The sequence below is a fragment of the Mesorhizobium sp. M7A.F.Ca.US.011.01.1.1 genome (genome assembly GCF_003998295.1).
GTDB lineage: Bacteria > Pseudomonadota > Alphaproteobacteria > Rhizobiales > Rhizobiaceae > Mesorhizobium.
In genome coordinates this window covers 208,048-230,549 of the sequence record NZ_RZRT01000005.1, presented here as the reverse complement: position 1 = coordinate 230,549, position 22,502 = coordinate 208,048, and the positions used below count along the sequence as shown (strand labels likewise).

Genomic DNA, 22,502 nt, shown 5'->3' with positions numbered 1-22,502 from the left:
CTCCTGCCGGCATCGCGACCATGTCGCAAGGCACACATCTTCGCGTTCATACCTAACCCGCTGAGGGCATGTATCCATAGCTGATTTGCGACTTCCCGCAAAAGGAAAGCGACCGTAACTCTCTTGGAATTCTTGTCGATTTTGCGACAGGCGTTGGCGCTGGCGGGCCGTTTCGAATAGGGTGCATGGCTACGATCTGGCAAGAAGCGGCGAGATGCAGCCGCTATGGATTCCAGACAAGAACAGATTCAGGGAAGAACCACCATGAGCGAACACGCGGCAGTCGATCAGGAAGCGTCAAACGCGCGACGTGGGCGTGGCGCCAGTGGCGGGGCTGCAGCCCGGCGGGCAGCACGTTCGGGCGGTGGCCCGGGTACGCAGCTCACCTACATCAAGCGCAAGATCAACGTTTACGAGGTGCTGGACGAGGAAGGCCTGGCGCTGATCGAAAAGAACACCGACACGGTGCTCGAGGAGATCGGCATCATCTTCCGTGATGACGCGGAAGCGCTGCAACTGTGGAAAGAGGCCGGCGCCGACGTCAAGGGCGAGCGCGTGCACTTTCCGAAGGGGCTGTGCCGTTCGCTGCTCAAGACCGCGCCGTCCGTCTACACCCAGCATGCGCGCAATTCCGAGCGTTCGGTGCAGATCGGCGGCAATGCCACCGTCTTTGCGCCGGTCTACGGTCCGCCCTTCGTGCGTGACCTCGATGGCGTCAGGCGTTATGCGACGATCGAGGATTTCCAGAATTTCGTGAAGCTCGCCTATATGGCGCCGTCGATCCACCATTCGGGCGGCACGGTGTGTGAGCCCGTCGACGTGCCGGTCAACAAGCGCCACCTCGACATGATCTACAGCCACATCAAATATTCCGACAAGCCGTTCATGGGCTCGGTGACCGCGCCTGAGCGCGCCGAAGACACCGTCGCCATGGCCAAGATCGTGTTCGGCGACGATTTCGTCGAGAACAACACGGTGCTGACCAGCCTGATCAACGCCAACTCGCCGATGGTGTTCGACGAGACCATGCTCGGCGCGCTGAAAGTCTATGCGCGCCACAACCAGGCCTGCATCGTCACGCCATTCATCCTTGCCGGCGCGATGAGCCCGGTGACGGTGGCCGGCACGCTGACGCAGGTTCTGGCCGAAGTGCTGGCCGGCGCCTCGTTCACGCAGCTGATCCGTCCCGGCGCGCCGGTGCTGTTCGGCACCTTCGCCTCGTCGATTTCGATGCAGTCGGGAGCGCCGACCTTCGGCACGCCGGAGCCGTCGCTGGTGTCTTATGGCGCCGCGCAGCTGGCGCGTCGGCTGGGCCTGCCGTTCCGCACCGGCGGCTCGCTCTGCGCGTCGAAGGTTCCGGATGCTCAGGCGGCCTATGAAAGCGCCAACACGCTGAACTCGACCATCCTGGCCGGCACCAATTTCGTGCTGCATTCGGCCGGCTGGCTCGAGGGCGGGTTGGCGTCCTGCTACGAGAAATTCATGATGGACATCGACCAGCTCGGCATGACGCAGAAGTTTTCCGAGGGCGTCGATCTGTCGGAAAACGGCCAAGCGATGGACGCCATCCGCCAGGTCGGGCCGGGCAGCCACTATCTCGGCTGCGACCACACCCAGGCCAACTTCCAGACCGCTTTCTATCGTTCCAACATCGCCGACAACAATTCCTACGAGCAGTGGTTGGCCGAAGGCGAGAAGACCGCGCCGCAGCGCGCCAACGAGCTCGCCCGTCGCTGGCTGGAAAGCTACGAGGCGCCCTATCTCGATCCGAGCATCGACGAAGCGTTGCAGGACTTCATCGCCAAGAAGAAGGGGTCGATGCCCGACGCCTTCACTTGAAAGGAGCCCGAGTCAGGCGGGGCTAAAGTCGCCAACATTATCCACAAGGAAGTCTGGCGGAGCGCGTTCTCCGATCCGGTCAAGAAGGAATGATTGCCGCGGGGCGCCGGGTTGAGGACATCGCGACCGTGCTTTCGGCCCATGGCCTCATCCTGCGCGGCGGCTTCAAGTGCGGAGCGAGCGAAACCCCGTTTGCCGACCTCTCAGGTGCTCCCGTCAAATCCGTCCTGCTGGTCGGGCAGGCGGGTGCAGCGCCTTGGCCGCATTTCCTGCGCTGGATCGACAAGCAATCGCAGACCATCGCCAATCCGCTCGACTCGTGGTCGCGCGAAGTGATCGGAGCCGTTGCCGAGGCATTCGGGGCGCGAGCCGTTTCCCCTTCCGACAGACCTTATCTGCCGTTTCAGCAATGGGCGATGCGGGCGGAGGGACTGAAGCCGTCGCCGCTCGGCATCCTCATGCATCCGCAATACGGGCTATGGCATGCCTATCGCGGTGCGCTGCTGTTCGAGGACGAGCTTCCGATTCAAGCCGGCGAAACGGCGCCTCACCTTTGCGATAGCTGCGTCGAGAAACCTTGCCTGAAATCTTGTCCGGTCGACGCCTATTCCGCGCAAGGATTTGCTTATCAATCCTGCCTGGTGCATGTGCGTGGAGCCGGCGGCTCGCCTTGCCGCAGCGGCGGCTGCCTTGATCGCAATGCGTGCCCCTATGGCACGGAGTATCGCTATCCGCCGGAGGTTCAGGCCTTCCACATGGCGAGCTTCGCACGAGCCACCAGCTGATCCATTCCCATTGCGTGGTGTTCGTTCGCTTCGATGAGCATCTTGACGATAGTTAGAAACAAGCCTATTCATCAAGTCATCTGATGACTTGATGAATAGGCCGATGCAACCTGCTATCCGAACCAATCTCACCGACAGCGCCACTGAGAGCCTGCGGGCTGAAATCGTCAGCGGCCGCTGGGGTGTCGGCGAGCGTATCCCCAACGAGGCAGCTCTGACCGACCTTCTGTCGGTCAGTCGGGGCACCGTCCGCGAGGCGGTGCGGGTGCTGGTCTCGCAGGGGTTGCTGAATACGCGTCAGGGCTCGGGCACCTATGTGCGCTCCGCCGTCGATACTTCTGCCGCGCTTGACCGGGTCAAACGCAGCGGCTTGCGCGATCAGTGGGAGGCGCGGGCGGCGCTGGACCTCGAGGCCGCGAGGCTCGCCGCCTTGCGTCACACGCCAGCCGACCTCGAGCGGATGCGGCAATTGCTTGCCGAACGCGGCACCGTCGCGGACGGCGGAAGCGATGCCTTCATCCGGCGCGATCTCGCTTTCCACAAATCCGTCGTCGCGGCGTCCGGCAACAGGGCGATGATGGAGCTCTATGACTTCTTCACCGCCGCCATCACCGAGACCATCCATGCCACCATCGACGGCGATCTGCCCGAACCGGACCACCAGGCGCATGCGGCAATCGTCGACGCCATTGCCGCGAGCGATCCCGAGCGCGCCGTTGCCGCCGTCCGAGCCTTCATGGCGCCGGTGCTTACCCAACTTGAAAGACTGCTTTCGCAATGAACCAGAGTTTTCGTCAGCCTGATCCGAAGGCCGAGGTCGAGGGTCTGGAACTCGTCGATGCCGAGGCCGACAGCCTGCCCATGCCGCAGCCGCCTGAACTGCGCAGCCGTGCGGCGCGCATCGTGCTTGGCGCGAGCCTTGTGCTGATCGCCTTCAACCTGCGGCCGCTGTTTTCCAGCCTTTCGGTGCTGTTGCCCGAGGTGATGCAGGCAACCGGTCTTTCGACGACGGGCGCCAGCCTGCTGACGACGCTACCCGTCCTGTGCCTCGGCCTGTTCGCGCCCTTCGCGCCAAGGCTTGCGCAGCGCTATGGAGCCGAGCGCACTTTGCTCGGGGCGCTCGCCTTGCTGGTGCTGGGAACCGGCCTGCGCTGGTTCGGTACGGTTCCCCTGCTGTTTGTCGCCACATTCCTGGCCGGTGGCGCGATTGCCATCGGCAATGTGCTGCTGCCGGGCCTGGTGAAGCGCGATTTCGCCGACAGGGCCGCTGTCATGACCGGGCTCTACACCATGGCGCTCTGCGCCGGTTCGGCCGCCGCCGCGGGCTTCACGCTGCCGATCGAGCATTTTGTCACCGGTTCATGGTCCGGGGCACTCGCTGCCTGGGCGGTGCCTACATTGGTCGTCCTTTTGATCTGGATTCCGCAGGCGCTGGGCAGCCGTCGGCAGGTCAGTCATCGCGGCTTTCACGTCGTCGGGCTTTGGCGCGATCGCCTGGCCTGGCAGGTGACGCTGTTCATGGGACTGCAGTCGGCACTTGCCTATTGCATCTTCGGCTGGCTGGCGCCGATCCTGCGCGAGCGCGGCTTCGATGCGGCCACCGCCGGCGCCATGGTTTCGGTGTCTGTCATGGCCCAGGTGATCACGTGCCTCGCGGTGCCCTCCTTTGCGATGCGGCTGAAGGATCAGCGCGGCATCAATGTGGCGCTGATTGCCATAGCGGTGATCGCTCTGCTCGGCATTCTTTTCGCACCGACCTCGACCGTGCTTTTCTGGGCGGTCCTGCAAGGCATCGGGCAGGGTGGCCTGATCGCGGCTGCCATGAGCCTGATCGTGCTGCGTTCGCCGGATTCGCATGTCGCCGCGCATCTTTCAGGCATGGCGCAAGGCGTCGGCTATGTGCTGGCGGCCTTCGGCCCGCTGCTGGTGGGCCTGATCCGCGACTGGACCGGCAGTTTTTCGGGAACGGCATTCCTGTTTGTCGCGCTCGGGCTTGGCGTAGCCATTATGGGGCTCGGTGCCGGCCGTGCGCTGCATGTCGGCGCGCGGACCGTGCGAGAAGGCGAGCAATAGCGTCACGAAATCCTGCACGAAATGTTGACTGCCGGGTTCAGGGAACGCCTTGCCGTATAGGCTAGCGCGGATATGTATCGCGCATCAGTCGAACGGAGCGGGCGATGACGAAACACGACCTTCAGATCAAGACCAGGGATGGTGTTGCCAATGCCGGGCTTTTCCGCTCGGCAAACGCATCTCCTGCCAAGGCCGGTGTCATTCTCTATCAGGACGCCTTCGGTCCGCGGCCGGCGCTCGACAGTATGGCCGAGCGGTTGGCGAATGAAGGCTATGCGGTGCTGGTGCCGGACCTGTTCTACCGCAATGCACCCTACGGGCCGTTCGACGCCAAGACCGCCTTCGCCGAGGAAAAGACCAAAATCCCGCTGATGGCGCTGGTCACCGGCACGACGCAGGACATGACCATCAGTGACAGCGGTGCGTTCCTCGATGCGCTCGCGGCGGAAGGAATCACTGGGCCGATCGGCACGGTCGGATATTGCATGGGTGGCGGCCGGGCACTGAATGCCGCCGCAACCTATCCCGACAGGATAAGGGCGGCGGCAAGCTTCCATGGCGGCAATCTGGCCAGCGACGCCGCCGACAGCCCGCATCGCAAGGCAGCCTCCATCAAGGCGCGCGTCTATGTCGGCACGTCCGGCGTCGACAGGAGTTTCCCGCCGGAACAGTCGGCGCGGCTGGCCGAGGCGCTCAGGGTCGCGGAAGTCGACCATGTCATCGAGAACTATGCCGGCATGGCGCACGGCTGGTGCGTACCCGATCATAGCGTTTTCAATGCAGCCGGCGCGGAACGCCATTGGAAGCGGCTGACGACGTTGTTCGCCGAGACGCTGATCTAAGGTCAGGGGTAGCGCCCCTGAGCAGGACGCCACGCGACCTTGGATCACAATGCATGCGGCGAAGAGTGAGCGATGCTTGCCCTTTCGACGGTGGCAAATGACTTCACCTTGCCGCCGCCGGATCAGGCTGCGTCTAGGCGTTTGCCTTGCGATAGGCTGCGACGACAAGCCAAATTGCGGAAAGCAGAAAGTAAAACGCGCCGAACCCAGCATAAGGGGCGATGTCCAGAATCGTCGGCTCAACCGTACCGAGGGATCTGCTGATCATGAAGCCGCCGGCGAGGGCTGATTGCACGCCACTGAGGATCATCGGCCACTGCGCGCCTTGGTAGCGCCAACGCCTTGCTCCCGTACTCAACTGCAGCAGACCCGAGAGGACCGCCCAAACCCCAAACACGGCCAGAACGGCATACATGCTGTTGCTAACCGCCACGATGACGGCGAGCGCCGTTATCGTGCTGACCACGACATTCAATGCCTGGGACGAGTTGGTTTTCAGGCCGCCATTCACCCTGGCGTCAACCAGATTGGCGAGGGCGTCCCATGCAGGGTAGATCACGAGCAGAAACGCGGTGGGGCCGGGTTGTCCGTTGAACAGAATGGCGGCAGCAACCCAGGCGATAGAAAATATGGCGCGGGCGAAATAATAGGATCGTAACCAGTTGGACTGGGTGAAAGATTGGCTTTGCATGGCAGGCTCCTTATTGTTAACTACCTATTAGTAGGTAGGCAAAACCTTTGAGTCAACCCGATATCCGGACACCTCCCCGTGAGAATCGGGAACGATGCACAATCTTGACGGTTTGCCTACCAGAAGGTAGGCTGGGATATGAAATCAATGGTTTCGACTTCAGAAAAGATTCTCGATGTCGCGCAGTCCCTCATCGTCGCGGGAGGCTACAACGGGTTCAGCTATGCCGATATCTCGGCTGCGATCGGCATCAGGAAGGCGAGCATCCACCATCACTTTCCAACGAAGGCGGAACTGGTTTCGGTGCTGGTGGATCGTTACAGGCAGCAGGCCGAAACGGGTCTGGAATCTCTCCAGGGAGAACTCTCAAGCCCTGCTGAACAACTGCAGTCCTACCTGAACTATTGGCGGACATGCATTCGCGATGCCTCGCCGTCCTTCTGCGTCTGTGCGATGCTCGCTGGCGAGATGCAGATGCTGCCCGAAGAGGTCGCATCACGCGTCCGCGCCCATTTTCAAAGTCTCGCGGGATGGCTTATGTCGGTGCTGCGGGCTGGAGCGGAGCAGGACTTGTTCCGGTTGAACAACCGACCGGAGGAGGAGGCCCAGATGCTGATGGCATCGGTTCACGGGGCAATGCTTTCTGCGAGGGCTTTCGGCGATCCCGGACTGTTCACCACAATCGTCGCCCCCCAGATCACCAAGCTGCTGAGACGGGATTGCTAGGGAATTGTGGGGCCAAAGTGGTATCAGGCAGCGCAAGTGGCGCGGCGCCGGATGAGCCGGTCGAGCGGGAACGAACAGCCTGATGCAATTCTATGATGTCGTGATCATCGGCGCGGGTGCCGCCGGAATGATGTGCGCCGTGGAGGCGGCCAAGCGCGGCCGTTCGGTGCTGATCCTCGATCATGCGGCATTGCCTGGCGAGAAGATCCGCATCTCCGGCGGAGGCCGGTGCAACTTCACCAACATGCATGCCAGCCCGAAGAATTTTCTGTCGGGCAATCCGCATTTCTGCATTTCGGCGCTCAGCCGCTACACGCAGCGCGATTTCATCGCCCTCGTCGAACGCCACCGCATCGCCTATCACGAAAAGACGCTGGGACAGCTGTTCTGCGACGGCTCGGCACGCCAGATCATCGACATGCTGGTCTCGGAAATGCAGGGCAGGGGCGTGGAGCTGGCGCTCTCGACCAAGGTCGAGGATGTCCGCAAAACCGAGGAGGGGTTTGTGCTCGCCCTCTCCACCGGCACAATTAGCTGCCAGTCCTTGGTCGTGGCCTGCGGCGGCAAGTCGATCCCCAAGATGGGGGCGACCGGTTTCGGCTACGAGCTTGCCGAACGGTTCGGTCTTGCCATTGTCGAAACGCGGCCGGCGCTGGTGCCGCTGACCTTCGACGCAAACACGCTCGAGCGGCTGGCGCCGCTGGCCGGCAACGCCGTCGACGCGGAAGTCGCCTGCGGCAAGACGCGGTTTTCCGAAGCGATGCTGTTCACGCATCGCGGCGTCAGCGGGCCGTCCATCCTGCAGATTTCTTCCTATTGGCGCGAGGGCGATGAAATCCGCATCGCCATGCTGCCTGGGGTTGACGTGGCGGACCTCATTCGTACCGCCAAGCGCGGCAATGGGCGGCAAGCGGTGCAGACGGTGCTGGCAAACCATCTGCCGAAGCGGCTTGCGCAGTCGATCGCCGAGCGCACCGGGATCCACGGCAACCTTGCCGATCTTTCCGACGCCCAGATGAAAACCATAACTGCCGCAGTCAATGACTGGCGCATCAAGCCTGCCGGCTCGGAGGGCTACCGCACCGCCGAAGTGACGCTGGGCGGGGTCGACACCAACGGGCTGGACCAGAAGACGATGCAGGCAAAATCCGTGCCGGGCCTGTTTTTCATCGGCGAAGTCGTCGATGTCACGGGTTGGCTGGGCGGCTATAATTTCCAGTGGGCATGGTCATCGGGCTGGGTGGCGGGGCAGGCGGCCTAGACTTACGTCCGTGGCTTCGTCCCGGTAGCCGCCTTCTTTTTCTTTTTGGCCTGGTTGTAATCGATCGCTGCGCGGACGAGGTCTTTCAAAGCACGCTCATCGAGCCTATCGCCCTCAAGGATATCGATTGCCCGCCACACCTTGCCGCCGAAACCGTTGTTGAACAGCTTGTCGGGGTCCGGCAGGCTGGCGCCATGGGAAAAGGTCAGCTTCACCTTGTCTTTGTGGGCGTTGCCGACCACGATGTTGCCGTCGAGGCACCATACCGGGCTCCCCATCCACTTCCACTCCTCGACGATGTCCGGGTCGGCTGCAAGGATGGTCTTGCGGATGCCGGCGAGCGTCTCGCCGCGCCAATCGGTGAGGCCGGCGATCAGCTGGTCGATCTGTTGCGAGGGGGTCATTGGGTGTCTCCTGTGCCTCGACGCGTTCAACCGCCGCCCGTTACCAGCGCGCCAGCTGGGTGATCTGAACGAGGTTGCCGCAGCTGTCGTTCAACTGGGCGATGGTCGAGCCGGTCGCCTCGGTCGGCGGCTTGATAAACGCGCCGCCCTTCGCCTTGATGCGCTCGTAGTCGCCCTTGACGTCGTCGGTGAAGAACATGATCGCGGGCTGACCCTGCTTGAAAATGGCTTCCTGATAGGCCTTGGCGGCCGGGTTGTCGTTGAGCGCGAGCTGCAGCTCGGTTCCATCAGGTTCTTCAGCCGAGGCAACGGTCAGCCAGCGATAGGGCCCGTTGCTGAAATCGGCCTTTTTGGTGAAGCCCAGCACGTCGGTGTAGAAGCGCAGTGCGTTTTCCTGGTTGTCCACATACACGCTGGTCAGCTTGATCTTCATGGCTCTTTCTCCTCTGTCGTCTTTGGCCCCGCCTTTCGGCAGGAAAGAATTCGAATTTTTGCTTGCAGTCGTCGTTGCGGCCGCTACGGGATCCAGCCGGGCAGGGCCGCGGCCTGCGTGATCCATTCCACCATCCTCGCCTCATCGAACTGATCGTCTTCGCGGATGTCGATCCAGCGCACATCCTTGCTCTTGGCCGTGCCGCCAGGTGGGATCGGCTGCAATGAGATGCCACTGAAGAAGGTCACCTTCAAATAGTGGGTGAAGACATGGAAACTCACGAACCAGCCCTGGCCTTCGATGCCGTAGAAGGGCGAGTTCCATCGCACGGCCTTGCGCACGTCGGGCACGTTGTGTTCGATGAGCGCGTGAAGCCGCTCGCCGAGGCCACGCTTCCAGCCCGGCATCGCAGCGATATAGGCCTGCACCGGGGCGTCGCCGTCGCCCTTGGCGATTTGCGGGTTGCCGCCCGAGAGCAGGACTGGTGCGGCCTTGGTCGACTGACCCTGTGTCTTGGCCATTCTACCCACTCTATCCGCCGGCACGCGGCGCGCCACGGCCCTTGGCGGCATAGGGCAGCACGAACATGTACAGGCCGCTGAACAGCAGCAGGAAGAGCGGCAGGAGCGGCGAGTAGACCACCCAGGCGGGAGGCTGGCCGAATGCCATGGTGGCGAAGTTGGTGATGACGGTCAGCGTAAAGATGATCGACAGCCAGCGATGAATTTGCCGAACCCACATGTTCCAGTCCAATAGTTCCTCCTGTCAAAACAGCCGACGCGAACCACCGATCCGCACCGGCGGGTTTCAATCTATCCGCGCCAGGACCTGACTCAGATTCGTAAAGTACTGCCGCCACCCGCTCGTCGCGCCCCGATACGCCTGCTCCTGGTCCGGCCGGAAGCCGGATTGTTCCATGCGCAACCGGGTGCCCGTGCTGGTCGGCAGGAGAGTCCAGGTGACGACACTCTCAAGGCCATAGGCCTGCCACGTGTAGGACAGTGTCTTGTTCAATTCGACGGCTGTTACCTGACAGTCGACAACGATGCTCACGTCAGGCTGCGGTTCCTTTCGCAGATTGAAACGATGGTCCACGACTGGCTTGAAGTCGTTCTTCATCAGCCATTCCTCGATCAGATGCGGCTGGGTCAGCGCGCGCCAGATTTTTTCCGGCGGATAGGGGATCTCACGTTCGACGATGACGGAGCGCGTTTCGGTAGCGATGTTGGTCATTGGTCCATTCTTTTGAGCAAATTTTCGAGGTCGTCGAACCGGCTCTGCCAGAACGTGTTCATCTGGTTCGTCCAGTCGGTCAGCGGGGAAAGTGCTGCCAGCTGGGCGCTATAATGGGTCTGCCGTCCTTGATGGCGGTCGCGCACCAGCCCGGCCTGCCTGAGCACGCCGAGATGCTTCGACACCGCCGGCTGCGAGACCCCTGACTGAGCGGTCAGGGCGCCGACCGTCTGCTCGCCTTGCCGGCACAGGCGCTCGAAGATTGCCCGACGCGTCGGATCGGAGAGCGTTCTGAAGAGGACATCGTGAGCGTTGTTCATTTTGGATCGATAACCCGGTGGCTATTGATCGACGTATAACCGCCGAGATATGGATGTGTCAAGCGGGGTGCCGACGGCTACGATCCGGCGGTTTCCAAAAAATCTTTCCATTGCCCCAAGGATTAGCCATTAGCCTTCGTCCAACAGGCAAATGATGGCGATGATGCTGGATGAGAGCGAAGCCTCCGACGCCGAACTGATCGGGCGGGCGAAGGGCGGAGACAGAGGGGCCTTCGGCACATTGCTGGAAAGGCACTATGACTTCGTCTATCGCGCCGCCTATCGCTGGTGCGGCAGGAAGGCCGATGCCGAAGACATCGCCCAGGAAGTCTGCGTCAGGCTGGGCAAGGCGATCCGCGACTATCGCGGCGGCGGCGCTTTCACGACATGGCTCTATTCCGTGACGATGAACGCCGCGCGCGACATGATGCGAAAGTCCGCCCGCGAGACCGTCAAGACCGAGGCCTATGGCGTCCATGCATTGATCTCGGGCGAGGCGTCGGTCGAACCGGAAGACCCTGCCGAAGCGCTGTGGGCAGCCGTCCGGCGATTGCCGGACAAGCAGCGCGACGCCGTGCTTTTGGTCTATGGCGAGGGCCTGAGCCATGCGGCCGCCGCCGAGGCGATGGCGATCTCGGAGACGACGGTTTCCTGGCACATCCATGAAGCGAAGAAACGGCTGAAGACGCTGATGCGCGCGGCCGGGGAAGTGTAACCATGGTCGACGACAACGAACTCAACAGATTGCGCGATATAGCGGCGCCGGCGCCCGCCCAGGACGCCAAGGCACGTGCTTTCGAAGCCGCCCTGCGCGCCTACGATCAGGAAAATATTTCTGCCGTTACCCAAGGATCGGTTGGCGGGCTTCGTCTCACAGAGCGAGCACAAAAGCTCTGGAGCGAGATCATGCAAAAGAAACTCATTGCCACGCCGGCTCTTGCCGGGCTCGTCGCCCTGCCGATCGCCGGATACGCCACCTTCCATCTGCTGAGGGAACAGCCGCCGAAATTCGGCGGCGACGAGAAAATCAGCGAGACGCTGGCCGACAAGCCGGCGACGGTGAAGCCAACGACCGCTCAGCCGAAGCCGGCTCCGACCGGGCTGGAGAAGGACAAGAAGGCCGACGCCGATGTGGAAAACCGCGACGCCACCGATGCGCTTGTGGCGCCGGCCTCGCCGCACAAATCCGAATCGACCGTTGCTGGGGGCGCTGCACAACAAAATGCGCTGCAGCGCGGTGTGCTGGCCGAGCCTGCGCCACCGGCACCGACAGGTGAATTCGCACTGGATGGCGCTGCAAGTGTACCCAGCACGTCGCGAGCCCGCATGGCGGCGGAGTCGAAGCTGATGGCGCCGCAGCAGCCGGCCATGGCGCCGGCCGACCAGATGCTGCCGCAGGAGGAAAATCGCGACCGCATCGAGGATTTCAAGACCAATCCGGTGCATGCGGCACTCGAGGACCCGGTCTCGACCTTCTCGATCGACGTCGACACGGCCTCCTATTCCTTCGTGCGCGGCTCGCTGAAGCAGGGCACCCTGCCGCAGGCCGATACGGTGCGCGTCGAGGAGATGATCAACTACTTCCCCTATGACTGGAAGGGTCCGGAGTCGGCCTCGACACCATTCAACTCGACCGTCAGCGTCATGCCGACGCCGTGGAACACGCACACCAGGCTGATGCATGTCGCCATAAAGGGTTTTGACGTCAAGCCGACCGAGCAGCCGAAGGCCAATCTGGTCTTCCTGATCGATGTCTCGGGCTCGATGGACGAGCCGGACAAGCTGCCGCTGCTCAAATCGGCTTTCCGGCTGCTGGTCGGCAAGCTGAAGGCCGACGACACCATATCGATCGTGACCTATGCGGGGGACGCCGGCACAGTCCTGGAGCCGACCAAGGCGTCCGAAAAGGACAAGATCCTCAGTGCCATCGACAATTTGACGCCCGGCGGCAGCACGGCCGGCGAGGCGGGCATCAAGGAAGCCTACAGATTGGCGCAAAAATCCTTCGTCAAGGGTGGCGTCAACCGGGTGATGCTTGCCACCGACGGCGACTTCAATGTCGGCCAGAGCGACGACGATGATCTGAAGCGGCTGATCGAGCAAGAGCGCAAGACCGGTGTTTTCCTGTCGGTGTTCGGCTTCGGCCGCGGCAATCTGAACGACCAGATGATGCAGACCATCGCCCAGAACGGCAACGGCACCGCCGCCTATATCGACACGCTGGCCGAGGCGGAGAAGGTGCTGGTCGAGGATGCCTCCTCGACGCTGTTCACCATCGCCAAGGACGTGAAGATCCAGGTCGAGTTCAATCCGAACAAGGTCTCCGAATATCGCCTGATCGGCTACGAGACCCGCGCCTTGAACCGCGAGGATTTCAACAATGACCGCGTCGATGCCGGCGATATTGGCTCCGGTCACTCGGTCACCGCGATCTACGAGATCACGCCGAAAGGCAGCGGCGGCGAGCAGATCGATCCGCTGCGCTACGGCCAGGCGTCGGTGGACAATGGCGGCGTCGCCAACGCGGACGAATATGCCTTCGTCAAGATCCGCTACAAGCTGCCGAATGAAGACGTCTCGAAGCTGATCACCACGCCGGTGACCTCGGCCAACGAGATTTCGTCCTTCGACCAGGCCAGCACCGATCAGCGCTTCTCCGTCGCGGTCGCCGCCTTCGGCCAGAAGCTGCGCGACCAGGATGCGACCGCGAAGTTCGGCTACGACAAGATCATGGAGATCGCCACCGCCGCTCGAGGAGTCGACCCGTTTGGGTACAGGGCCGAGTTCCTCTCGCTTGTGCGCCTTGCCTCTGCGCTGGGCGGGAACCGGTAAGTGGTGATGACGGCCGGTTTCTTTCAGATGGGATCGTTCTGATACGGGGAACCGACCGCGGGCGGGTGAGGCAGGCCGGCGAGGGAAACCTTGCCGGCCTTTTTTCGCGGATTTTCCGGGTCGTTAAATTGCGCGGCATTTCCGGTACCGGATCGCAACTCCCTCCTTGTTACGCAGGACAAGTGTACCGGGCTTGAGGGAGCCGAAATTGCAGATCAGGACTATCGCCAACTCGATACCTCCAGCGCCAGACGCCTCGGCGGTTTCATCGGCCCCATCATCGGAATCCAGGCGTATCAGTGACGATGTCGCGCAAGCGCGCCATACCGCCATATCGGCGCTGACCAACGACCGCTTCCGCATCATGCTGGAACAGATCACCGACCCCAGCGCTTCAGGCGCGCTGATGACGATGCGCGGCGACAATGTGGTCGACTTCAAGTCGGCGCAGTCGAGCTACGCCGACAACAGCGAATAGTCGAAAACCGATGGGTCAGGCCCGGCTGCGGCGGCGCTCGCGGCGGGCTTCGCTGGTCTCGGCGGTGTTTTCCGTCGCCACCTTGTTGCGCATCGGACCGATGCGTTCGACGATCGCGGCAACCGTCGGACGATCCGCCCTGGTGTGCGCGTCGAGCGCCTTGCGCATCGCGGCGAGGTGCTGGAACGAGGTGCCGCAACAGCCGCCGATAATTTTGGCGCCGCCATCGACGGCGAGCCTGACATAGTCGGCCATCAGTTCGGGCGTGCCGGAATAATGGATCTCGGTGCCGCGGAATTCGGGAATGCCGCAATTGCCCTTAACGATCACCGTGGCCTCCGGCTTCGCCTCCGTCATGTCGAGCAGCGAGGCCAGGATGTCGGATGCGCCGACGCCGCAATTGGCACCAACGCCGAGAGGCGCCTGCGACAGGCCGTCGGTGACGCCGTGGATATCCCTGGGCAGCAGGCCCATCATGGTGCGGCCAGCGGTGTCGAAGGAACCGGTATAGGTGTAGGGCAGGCCGACGCGGATGGCAGCCTCGGCGGCGGCGCGGATCTCGTCGGGAGCCGACATCGTCTCGATCCAGGCGACTTCGGCGCCGCCTTCCTTGAGACCCTCGATCTGCTCGGCGAAGGCGTCGACCGCCTCGTCATAGGTCATGGCGCCGAGCGGCACCAGCAATTCGCCGGTCGGGCCGACCGAGCCGGCGACGATCACCTTGCGGCCGGCTCTGTCGGCAACGGCACGAGCAAGCTCGGCGGCGCGCTTGTTCAGCGCATGCGCGCGGTCCTGCGCATGGTGCAGCTTCAAGCGGTGACGGGTGCCGCCGAACGAGTTGGTGAGGATGATGTCGGCGCCGGCATCGACGAAATTCTGGTGCAGGCTGGTGATGGTGTCGGGCGCCGTCTCGTTCAGCAGCTCGGGTGCCTCGCCGGCCTCCAGACCCATGGCGAACAAATTGGTGCCGGTGGCGCCATCGGCCAGCAGCACGCCCTTTTCAGCCAGCAGCGCATCGATCGGGTTGATGGTCGTCATCGGATTGGCTTTCATGTTCGAAGTCGGATAAGGATATAAAAAAGTCTTTATGTGTAGTCAATGATATAACGGTAGCGCGGCCGCCAATGCGGAGGCCGGTTTCCGTCCGAGGGATCATCGTTGCCAGTGATCAGACAGTGCCTGTTGGGAACGACATGCCGGCCAGTCTGTGCGCGAAGCCGGACGCCTCGTGCGCATTGATGTCGGCGGCCCGGATCAGATTGTCGAAATGCTGGATCAGCGTCTGGATCGGCTGGGTGGCGTTGAGCACCAGATACATGTCGCCGACATAGATGGCGGCACGATAGGGGCCGAAGATGGTGTAGGGGATCGAATAGCGCATCCGCCCATCATAGAGAAACAGCCGGAAGGTCGGGTAGAGGTCGTCGAGCAGCGTCGCCATGTGCAGCAACTGGGCGCGCCGGTCGGCTTCGGGGAAACGGTCCCAGACACCCAGCCCGCGCGCAAAGATCTCCAGCGTGTGGCGCGGCATGCAGACTTCCATGTCGGTTTCCGGGCGCCTGTTGTAGTCGATGCGGTATTGCGTTTCTCCGGCCTGCGCCAGGCGGCTCTTGTTGGTGATGCCGGCTTCGTAGTCGACCAGCGCTTCGGTGCGCAGAAGATCGGGAATGCCGGCAGGCACGTAGCGGATCTTGGTGCCGGCCGCCTCGGCATGCCATTTGGCCAGCAGCGTGCGGTCGAAGCCGTCCGGTGCCTCCTCGATCTCCAGGCTCTCGCGGATTTCGCCGGTGAGACCCTCGTCCTGGCTGAGACCGAGAAGCCAGTCGAGCGACACCTTGAACTCGGCGGCGATGCTGAGCAGCGTTTCGGCGCGGGGCAGGCGCGTCGAGGCACCCGACAGCAACTGCGATAGCGCCGAGCGGTCGATGCCGACCGCGGTCGCGAAAGCCGACTGGTTCAGGTCGGAGCGTGTCAAGAGCATTTTCAGGCGTTCGCGGAAGATCGTCGACAGGTCCCGCTTGTCCATGTGCGTGCTTCACCCCGATTGAGGAAAAATTTGCGCCGAAACCGCTCCGGGGCGGTTTCAGGCGTAAATGAATCCCCATGTCTGTTTACAATGTATAACATATGCGGTCAAAAATGCGCAATCGCAACAGTTTGTGCACTTTGTCTCGTTGAGTGGAATCATTTCTCCTGACACAATGCTGTCAGGAACCAATTGGGGTTCCGGCGACTGAGGGACAGTGGTCGATAGCATGACGAGCAAGAGCATCAGGCGACACAGCGTACCGGCCATTGAGTGGCCAACCGTGATACTCGCCTTCTTCTGCTACGCAACATGGCTCGCCACCGGTTTTCTGCTCTGGCCATCCTATCCCGTCCTGGCGCTCGCCGTGCTGGCTTTCACCGCTGCACTGCAATCGTCAATCATGCACGAAGTGCTGCACGGTCATCCGACACGCAACGCGCGGGTGAACGAAGCCTTCGTGTTTCTGCCGATCGGTCTGGTCTGGCCATTCCGCCGCTTCAAGACCATCCATCTGCGCCACCACGCCGACGAGCGGCTGACCGATCCGCTGGACGATCCGGAAAGCTATTATCAGGCGCTCTGGCAGCATGACGAGTTGCCGCCGACGATGAAATTCCTGCTCAAGATCAACAACACCATGGCCGGCCGCTTCGTGCTCGGCCCGTGGCTGTCATGCGTCGGCTTCTTCATCGACGATGCCAAGCAGGTGATGGCCGGCGACAAGGCGATCCGCAAGGCCTGGATGCTGCACGCGATCGGCCTTGCCGTCGTGATGCCGATCGTGCAGTTCGGCTTCGGCATTCCACTGTGGCTTTACATTCTCGTGCCGGTCTGGCTTGGCCAGTCGCTGATCTCGATCCGTACGTTTGCCGAGCATCAATGGTCGGAACATCCGGAAGGCCGCACGGTGATCGTCGAGCGCTCGCCGCTGTCGTTCCTGTTCCTCAACAACAATCTGCACTTCGTCCATCACAAGACCCCGACCGTGGCTTGGTACAAGCTGCCCAAGCTGTTTAGCGACCGCCGTGAAGAATGGCTGCGGATGAACAATGGCTATGCCTATCCGAACTATTTCGCGCTGATCAAAGCCTATGCCTTCAAGGCGAAGGAACCGATCGTGCACCCGGTGCTGCGGCGTCAAGCCGAGCCGGGCAGGGCCTTCAAGCCACGCATCAGGGCGCGCAGCATCAGCGGGCTCGGCAGTGCGCCGGTTCCCGCCGAGCCGCCGAAGGAATGATTCCGGTCTATCCGGAATCCGTGTCGGCCAATTCTGATTGGACGCCGCGTTTTTGCGATCCTTTTCCAGACATGATGGTTTGATATCGGCATGAGTGAATTGGTTGCGGCGTTGCCGATGTATGATTGGCCCGAAGTGCGCGATGAAGTCGACGCGCAATGGGTGCTGCTGCGCGATGCGTTTCGGCAAAAGGGCATCGACGCGCCGGAAACCATCGCGCGTCGCAATGGTGACCTGCCGCCGGTGCCGGGCGGAATTCGTGATGCTGCCGGTGCATTGATCGCACCCGATCCAGCGACATTGCCGCCGGACGAACTCGATTTTCACAGACTGTGGCTGCACCCGGCGCTGCTGTTCGCGCAGACCTGCTGGGGGCCGATGGAACTCGGCCTGTCCAGGCATGTGCAGGTGATCGGCCAGCCCAGTTACGACGCCTATGAAGGCGGGCAGGGCGAACTCTATTCCAGCGCGCTGGTGATGCGGACAGGCGAGGGGCCAGAGATTCGATCGCCGGCGGATGGCAGCCCCTTGCTCCCGCTTGATCTGATGCGCGGCAAGCGCTTTACCTTCAACAGCCTCGATTCGATGTCGGGTACTATTGCGCTGACGCGCGACCTGCAAACGGCCGGCGAAAGCCTGGGCATCTTCTCGTCGCGCAGCGAAAGCGGTGGCCATCGCGGCTCGATCATCGCTGTCGCCCAGGGCAAGGCCGATATAGCTGCGATCGACTGCGAGAGCTGGGCACTGGCGCAGCGTTTCGAGCCGGCGGCGAAAAAGGTGGCGGTCGTCGGCTGGACCGGACGGCGCAAAGGCCTGCCTTACATCACCGCCGCGGTGACACCGGAAAAGACGGTTGGGGCGTTGCGCGAGGCCCTTGCCGGGCTAGCCGAGCAGCCTCGTATCCAACGGGTAGGTTGAGAGCTGTTCGTTGCCGGTCTCGGTGATCAGGATCTGTTCCTCGATCTTGACGCCTTCGCGCCCGCCAAGCCGGCCGATATAGCTTTCCACGCACAGGACCATGCCCGGTTCCAGCACGCCGTCCGGCGTGTCCGATGTCCAGTCGCTGGCATGCGGTAGTGTCGGATACTCGTCGGCCAGGCCGACGCCATGATAGAGCACGCCGTATCGCGTCGGGAAGCAGTCTCCCGGTGGCACGGCCGAGCGCTCGACGAGGTCGCGAAACGAGATGCCCGGCTGCATCAGTGCCGTGTTGTGCTCGATCTGATCGGCGGCGATACGGAACAGGTCGCGCTGTTCATTGGTCGGCTTTGCATCGCCGCACAGCCATGTCCGCGACAGGTCGGCGCAGAAGCCGTAGGGGCCGATAAGGTCGGTGTCGAAGGCGACGAGGTCGCCTGATACAATCTTGCGTGACGAGCATTCCTGGAACCATGGATTGGTGCGCGGGCCTGACGTCAGCAGTCGCGTCTCGATCCATTCGCCGCCGCGCGCGATGTTGCCGCGGTGCAGTTCCGCCCACAATTCGTTTTCGGAAATCCCCGGCTTCAGCGCCTGTTCCATCTCGCCCATCGCCGCCTCGCAAGCGGCGATGGCGCGGCGCATGGCGAGGATTTCGTCCGGCGATTTGATCAGCCGCGCGTTCTCCATCACCGCTTCGCCATTGCCGATGGAGATACCAAGCCGCGCCAGTTCTTCGACGCCCTCCGGATTGATATGGTCGACGGCGACGCGGCTGTTGCCGCCGCCATGTTCTTTCACCAGATCGGCGATGCCGGCGGCCCAACGGCGAACTTTCTGCTCGGTCAGCTCACCGCCATAGAGATACATCCACGACACTGCCGGCCGCACTTCGTCGACGACGCCGGAATGGTCGGACAAATGCTCGCAGGAGAAATAGTCGAACAGCACCACCGGCCCTTCGGTGGCGACAAAGCAATGCCGCGTCGGGTTGTGCGCCACCCACAGCTGCATGTTGGTCGAGTCGGTGGCGTAGCGGATGTTGACGGGGTCGTAGAGCAGGGCGCCGGCATAGTCGCGGCGCCTCAGCTCGGCGCGGATGCGCTCCAGCCGGTATTGGCGCATCGCCGGGAGGTCGGGAGCGGCAATGCCTGCCGCAGCCCATTCAGCCTCGGCCTGCGCGCCATAGCCCAGCACATGCTGGTTGAGCGAAGCCGCCTTCTGGCGGGAGACGTCGCGCAAGGCTTCGATCGAGCCGGGTTCGAACGGCATGATCTTGCGATGCCGGCCAAAGCTGCCCTTCGGCCCCGCGCTGTCCATCGTCGAACCTCAGGTCCGCATCTTCTCGCCGCTCGGATCGAAGGGCGCTTCGACATTGATGCGGGCCGGCCGACGGTGACCGAGGATCTCGATCTCGAACAGCCCAGCACTTTCGTCCTCGGCAAGCGCGGCGGGGACGTAGCCCTGCGCCATCGACTTCTGCACATAATGCGCATAGCCGCCCGACGTGACCCAGCCGACCACGCGCCAGTCGCCGTCGACGATGCCGCGCACGGCGGACGCGCCTTCGGCAGCCTTGGAGCCGCGTATTTCCTTGCCGCCCTTGTCGAAGCGTGGCGCGCCATAGCCATGCGGCTTTTCCACCGTGCCATAGTCCTTGCTGACCTTGGCCCAGATCGGTTCGTCGCCCATGACATCGGCATCGGTGGCATCGACGATGAAGGAGACGCGGCGCAGCTTTGGTCCCTCAGCATGTTCCTTGGCGGCGGCCTCGCGGCCGATAAAATCGTTCTTCTCGAGCTTGATGAAGCGGTCCATCGCGCCTTCGAACGGTCCGTAGATCGGCCGCAACTCGCGGAACCAGGTCGGAAAATTCTTTTCGAGGCGCATGGAGAGCAGAGCGCGCATGCCGAAATCGACAAGGCCGAATTCCTCGCCGGCGTCCTTGATCGCTTTGTAAACCAGGCGCTCGTAGGCCGGCGCCATCCAGATTTCATAGCCGAGGTCGCCGGTGTAGGTGATGCGGTTGACCATGCAGGGCGCCCCCCCAACCGCCATCTCGCGGAAATCCATGAAGCGGAAGGCTTTTGTCGAGACGTCGACATCGACCAGTTTCTGCAGCAAGTCCCGCGATTTCGGCCCGGCGATCGACAGGCCGACCAGCGTCTGGTCGAAGCGGTGGATGCGCACCGTTCCGTCCTTCGGCAGGTGCTTCTCGAACCAGCGCATGTGGTATTTCTGCGCCGCCGACGAGCCCCAGATCATGAAGCGGTCTTCTGCCGCCTTGGCGATGGTGAAGTCGCCGATCAGCTTGCCGAATTCGTTGAGCATCGGCGTCAGCACGATGCGGCGGGTCTTCGGCATGCGGTTGGTCATCAGCCGGTTGAGGAAATCCTCGGCCGCGGGTCCCGAGACTTCGTATTTGGCAAAATTGGCGATCTCGGTGACACCGACACGCTCACGCGTGGCGCGCACTTCCTCGCTGATCGGCCCAAAATCGTTGGAGCGGTGGAAGGAGACGATATCCCTGGGTTCCTTGCCTTCAGGTGCGAACCAGAGCGGTGTCTCAAGTCCCCAGCTGTCGCCCATGACGGCGTTGTTGGCCAGCATCGTGTCGTAGAGCGGGGTCGTCTGCGCCGGGCGTGCCGCCGGGAGTTCCTCATTGGGGAAGCGGATGGAGAAGCGGCGCGAATAGTTTTCGCGCACCTTGGCGTTGGTGTAGCGCAGGCCGGCCCATTCGCCGAAGCGGGTGACATCCATGCCCCAGACGTCGAAGCCGGGATCGCCATGGACCATCCAGTTCGACAGCGCCAAGCCGACGCCGCCGCCCTGGCTGAAGCCGGCCATCACGGCGCAGGCGCACCAAAAATTGGTCAGGCCCTGCACCGGGCCGACCAGCGGGTTGCCGTCGAGCGCGAAGGTGAAGGGGCCGTTGATGATCTGCTTGATGCCGGCCTTCTCGATGCCGGGGAAATGCTTGAAGCCGATTTCCAGCGACGGCGCCATGCGGTCGAGATCGGGCGGCAGCAATTCATGGCCGAAATCCCACGGCGTGTTGACCGGCGACCACGGCTTGCAGGCCTTCTCATAGGTGCCGAGCAGGATGCCATTGCGCTCCTGGCGGGTGTAGATCTCGCCCTTGAAGTCGAGCACGCCGATCATTTCGCGGCCGGTCGACTTGTTGAATTCCTCGACCTCCGGCATCGGCTCGGTGAGCAAATACATGTGCTCCATGGCCAGCACCGGCAGTTCGACGCCGACCATGCGCCCGATCTCGCGCGCCCACAGGCCGCCGCAATTGACGACATGCTCGGCCTTCACCGTGCCCTGTTCGGTGACGACGTTCCAGGTGCCGTCGACCTCCTGTGTCAGTTCGACGACGCGGTTGCGCAGCACGATCTCGGCGCCGAGTTTTTTCGCCGCCTTGGAATAGGCGATGGTGGTGCCGGACGGGTCGAGATGGCCCTCGACCGGATCCCACATGGCACCGACGAAATTGGTCTCGTCCATCAGCGGGAACATCGCCTTGGCTTCGGACGGGGTGATCAGCTCTGTGTCCATGCCGAGATAGCGGCCCTTGGCGTGGGCAAGGCGCAGGAAATCCATGCGTTCCGGCGTATCGGCCATCATCACGCCGCCGGTCAGGTGCAGCGAGCAGGACTGGCCCGATATTTCCTCGATCTCCTTGTAGAGCTGCACCGTATAGGCCTGCAGCTTGGCGACGTTGGGGTCGCCGTTCAGCGTGTGGAAGCCGCCCGCCGCATGCCAGGACGAGCCGGAGGTGAGCTCAGAGCGCTCGATCAGCATGATGTCGGTCCAGCCGGCCTTGGCCAGGTGGTAGAGAACCGAGCAGCCGACGACGCCGCCGCCGATGACAACCGCTTTTACGTGAGATTTCATCTAGATAAGTCCGTTTTTGAAGAGATTGAATCGGGTGAGCGGGGTGTGAAGACAAAGCGGAGATCGGATGCAGCGATGTTCTCGGCCAGCCTGCCATCAAGCGCGGCGAGGATGGTTTCACAGACCGACGTGCGATGTTTCAGGACGTCATGGTTCCAAACACGCAGGATCGAATAGCCTTGAGCGCGCATGAAGTCGTCGCGGTGGCGGTCATATGAACTGCCGGCGTGTTGGTGCCCGTCGATTTCCACGACAAGCCAATTTTCGCGGCAAGCGAAGTCAGCGTAGTATGGTTCGATAGAGAACTGTCGCGTGAACTTGTAACCGCCAAGCTTGCGGGCTTTTAACTCAAGCCAAAGCAGCGCTTCGGCTTGATTGTCGCCTTGCCTGAGTTTTCTCGCTCGCCGAGTTGTGCCTGTTTTTCGGCGGCTGCGCGTTTCATGAACGGCTTCCCCCACTCCGTCGCCGCTTCGCGGCGCCACCTCTCCCCCCTCCGGAGGG

At 62.5% G+C, this 22,502-nt stretch carries 24 protein-coding genes; 12 read left to right on the top strand and 12 right to left on the bottom strand.

What is annotated here, in order from left to right; all coding sequences use genetic code 11:
* The first annotated feature begins 264 nt into the window (after positions 1 to 264).
* The 5 genes from EOA13_RS09640 (at position 265) to EOA13_RS09620 (ending at position 5,539) form a co-directional block, all read left to right on the top strand.
* Positions 265 to 1,839: a trimethylamine methyltransferase family protein gene (locus EOA13_RS09640; protein ID WP_023812310.1), complete on the top strand. Its 1,575-nt coding sequence runs from the start codon at positions 265 to 267 to the stop codon at positions 1,837 to 1,839.
* A gap of 89 nt (positions 1,840 to 1,928) precedes the next feature.
* Positions 1,929 to 2,624 (top strand): 4Fe-4S dicluster domain-containing protein, encoded by a 696-nt coding sequence (locus EOA13_RS09635; RefSeq protein WP_127291792.1) that lies wholly within the window; start codon positions 1,929 to 1,931, stop codon positions 2,622 to 2,624.
* A gap of 103 nt (positions 2,625 to 2,727) precedes the next feature.
* Positions 2,728 to 3,405, top strand: a complete 678-nt coding sequence (locus tag EOA13_RS09630) for a FadR/GntR family transcriptional regulator (RefSeq protein WP_127291789.1) — start codon at positions 2,728 to 2,730, stop codon at positions 3,403 to 3,405.
* Positions 3,402 to 4,697, top strand: coding sequence for an MFS transporter (locus EOA13_RS09625; protein ID WP_127291787.1), 1,296 nt, complete (start codon positions 3,402 to 3,404; stop codon positions 4,695 to 4,697). The genes EOA13_RS09630 and EOA13_RS09625 overlap by 4 nt, the downstream gene beginning before the upstream one ends.
* 104 nt (positions 4,698 to 4,801) lie before the next feature.
* The gene (locus EOA13_RS09620) at positions 4,802 to 5,539 is read left to right on the top strand and encodes a dienelactone hydrolase family protein (protein WP_127291784.1); all 738 of its coding nucleotides are present in this window, start codon (positions 4,802 to 4,804) and stop codon (positions 5,537 to 5,539) included.
* A gap of 133 nt (positions 5,540 to 5,672) precedes the next feature.
* Here EOA13_RS09620 and EOA13_RS09615 read toward each other — a convergent pair whose 3' ends face one another.
* Entirely contained in the window at positions 5,673 to 6,230 is a 558-nt protein-coding gene (locus EOA13_RS09615) for a DUF308 domain-containing protein (RefSeq protein ID WP_127291781.1), read from the bottom strand.
* A 138-nt stretch (positions 6,231 to 6,368) separates the two neighbouring features.
* Here EOA13_RS09615 and EOA13_RS09610 point away from each other — a divergent pair, with 138 nt between their 5' ends.
* Together EOA13_RS09610 and EOA13_RS09605 are read left to right on the top strand one after the other, a co-directional pair.
* On the top strand, positions 6,369 to 6,956 hold the full coding sequence (locus tag EOA13_RS09610; protein WP_127291779.1) for a TetR/AcrR family transcriptional regulator: 588 nt from the start codon (positions 6,369 to 6,371) through the stop codon (positions 6,954 to 6,956).
* 82 nt (positions 6,957 to 7,038) lie between these two features.
* Positions 7,039 to 8,217, top strand: coding sequence for an NAD(P)/FAD-dependent oxidoreductase (locus EOA13_RS09605; protein ID WP_127291776.1), 1,179 nt, complete (start codon positions 7,039 to 7,041; stop codon positions 8,215 to 8,217).
* Between the two features lie 2 nt (positions 8,218 to 8,219).
* Here EOA13_RS09605 and EOA13_RS09600 read toward each other — a convergent pair whose 3' ends face one another.
* From EOA13_RS09600 to EOA13_RS09575, 6 genes are all read right to left on the bottom strand, one after another.
* Entirely contained in the window at positions 8,220 to 8,621 is a 402-nt protein-coding gene (locus EOA13_RS09600) for a DUF1801 domain-containing protein (protein WP_127291773.1), read from the bottom strand.
* Between the two features lie 40 nt (positions 8,622 to 8,661).
* Positions 8,662 to 9,054, bottom strand: coding sequence for a VOC family protein (locus EOA13_RS09595; protein ID WP_127291770.1), 393 nt, complete (start codon positions 9,052 to 9,054; stop codon positions 8,662 to 8,664).
* 83 nt (positions 9,055 to 9,137) lie between these two features.
* Entirely contained in the window at positions 9,138 to 9,575 is a 438-nt protein-coding gene (locus EOA13_RS09590; protein ID WP_127291768.1) for a DUF1801 domain-containing protein, read from the bottom strand.
* Between the two features lie 10 nt (positions 9,576 to 9,585).
* Positions 9,586 to 9,807, bottom strand: a complete 222-nt coding sequence (locus tag EOA13_RS09585; protein ID WP_127291765.1) for a hypothetical protein — start codon at positions 9,805 to 9,807, stop codon at positions 9,586 to 9,588.
* Between the two features lie 54 nt (positions 9,808 to 9,861).
* Positions 9,862 to 10,287, bottom strand: a complete 426-nt coding sequence (locus EOA13_RS09580) for an SRPBCC domain-containing protein (RefSeq protein ID WP_127291762.1) — start codon at positions 10,285 to 10,287, stop codon at positions 9,862 to 9,864.
* Positions 10,284 to 10,607, bottom strand: coding sequence for a metalloregulator ArsR/SmtB family transcription factor (locus EOA13_RS09575; protein ID WP_127291759.1), 324 nt, complete (start codon positions 10,605 to 10,607; stop codon positions 10,284 to 10,286). Before EOA13_RS09575 ends, EOA13_RS09580 begins: the two co-directional genes overlap by 4 nt.
* 154 nt (positions 10,608 to 10,761) lie before the next feature.
* Here EOA13_RS09575 and EOA13_RS09570 point away from each other — a divergent pair, with 154 nt between their 5' ends.
* The 3 genes from EOA13_RS09570 to EOA13_RS37860 all read left to right on the top strand — a co-directional run bounded on the left by EOA13_RS09570 (position 10,762) and on the right by EOA13_RS37860 (position 13,917).
* Complete coding sequence (locus EOA13_RS09570; RefSeq protein WP_127291756.1) at positions 10,762 to 11,322, top strand: RNA polymerase sigma factor; 561 nt, start codon at positions 10,762 to 10,764, stop codon at positions 11,320 to 11,322.
* A gap of 2 nt (positions 11,323 to 11,324) precedes the next feature.
* Positions 11,325 to 13,439 (top strand): von Willebrand factor type A domain-containing protein, encoded by a 2,115-nt coding sequence (locus EOA13_RS09565; RefSeq protein ID WP_127291754.1) that lies wholly within the window; start codon positions 11,325 to 11,327, stop codon positions 13,437 to 13,439.
* A 208-nt stretch (positions 13,440 to 13,647) separates the two neighbouring features.
* Positions 13,648 to 13,917 carry a hypothetical protein gene (locus EOA13_RS37860; protein WP_164780033.1) on the top strand — a complete coding sequence of 90 codons (270 nt, stop codon included), beginning with the start codon at positions 13,648 to 13,650 and terminating at the stop codon, positions 13,915 to 13,917.
* 15 nt (positions 13,918 to 13,932) lie between these two features.
* Here the strand turns inward: EOA13_RS37860 and bmt are convergent, their stop codons facing one another.
* On the bottom strand, positions 13,933 to 14,955 hold the full coding sequence (gene bmt / locus EOA13_RS09555) for a betaine--homocysteine S-methyltransferase (protein WP_164780038.1): 1,023 nt from the start codon (positions 14,953 to 14,955) through the stop codon (positions 13,933 to 13,935).
* A 130-nt stretch (positions 14,956 to 15,085) separates the two neighbouring features.
* A complete protein-coding gene (locus EOA13_RS09550) occupies positions 15,086 to 15,943 on the bottom strand; it encodes a helix-turn-helix transcriptional regulator (protein ID WP_127291748.1) in 858 nt (285 codons plus the stop codon).
* Between the two features lie 229 nt (positions 15,944 to 16,172).
* Here EOA13_RS09550 and EOA13_RS09545 point away from each other — a divergent pair, with 229 nt between their 5' ends.
* The gene (locus EOA13_RS09545; RefSeq protein WP_164780032.1) at positions 16,173 to 17,183 is read left to right on the top strand and encodes a fatty acid desaturase; all 1,011 of its coding nucleotides are present in this window, start codon (positions 16,173 to 16,175) and stop codon (positions 17,181 to 17,183) included.
* Positions 17,184 to 17,273: 90 nt separating this feature from the next.
* Positions 17,274 to 18,101, top strand: coding sequence for a PhnD/SsuA/transferrin family substrate-binding protein (locus EOA13_RS09540; protein ID WP_127291746.1), 828 nt, complete (start codon positions 17,274 to 17,276; stop codon positions 18,099 to 18,101).
* Here EOA13_RS09540 and EOA13_RS09535 read toward each other — a convergent pair.
* From EOA13_RS09535 to EOA13_RS09525, 3 genes are read right to left on the bottom strand one after another with little or no spacing between them, the layout of a single operon-like run.
* The gene (locus EOA13_RS09535; protein ID WP_127291743.1) at positions 18,066 to 19,421 is read right to left on the bottom strand and encodes a Xaa-Pro peptidase family protein; all 1,356 of its coding nucleotides are present in this window, start codon (positions 19,419 to 19,421) and stop codon (positions 18,066 to 18,068) included. The genes EOA13_RS09540 and EOA13_RS09535 overlap by 36 nt on opposite strands.
* A 9-nt stretch (positions 19,422 to 19,430) precedes the next feature.
* Positions 19,431 to 22,001 (bottom strand): FAD-dependent oxidoreductase, encoded by a 2,571-nt coding sequence (locus tag EOA13_RS09530; RefSeq protein WP_127291740.1) that lies wholly within the window; start codon positions 21,999 to 22,001, stop codon positions 19,431 to 19,433.
* The gene (locus tag EOA13_RS09525) at positions 21,998 to 22,483 is read right to left on the bottom strand and encodes a DUF559 domain-containing protein (protein ID WP_127291737.1); all 486 of its coding nucleotides are present in this window, start codon (positions 22,481 to 22,483) and stop codon (positions 21,998 to 22,000) included. Before EOA13_RS09525 ends, EOA13_RS09530 begins: the two co-directional genes overlap by 4 nt.
* Positions 22,484 to 22,502: the final 19 nt, after the last annotated feature.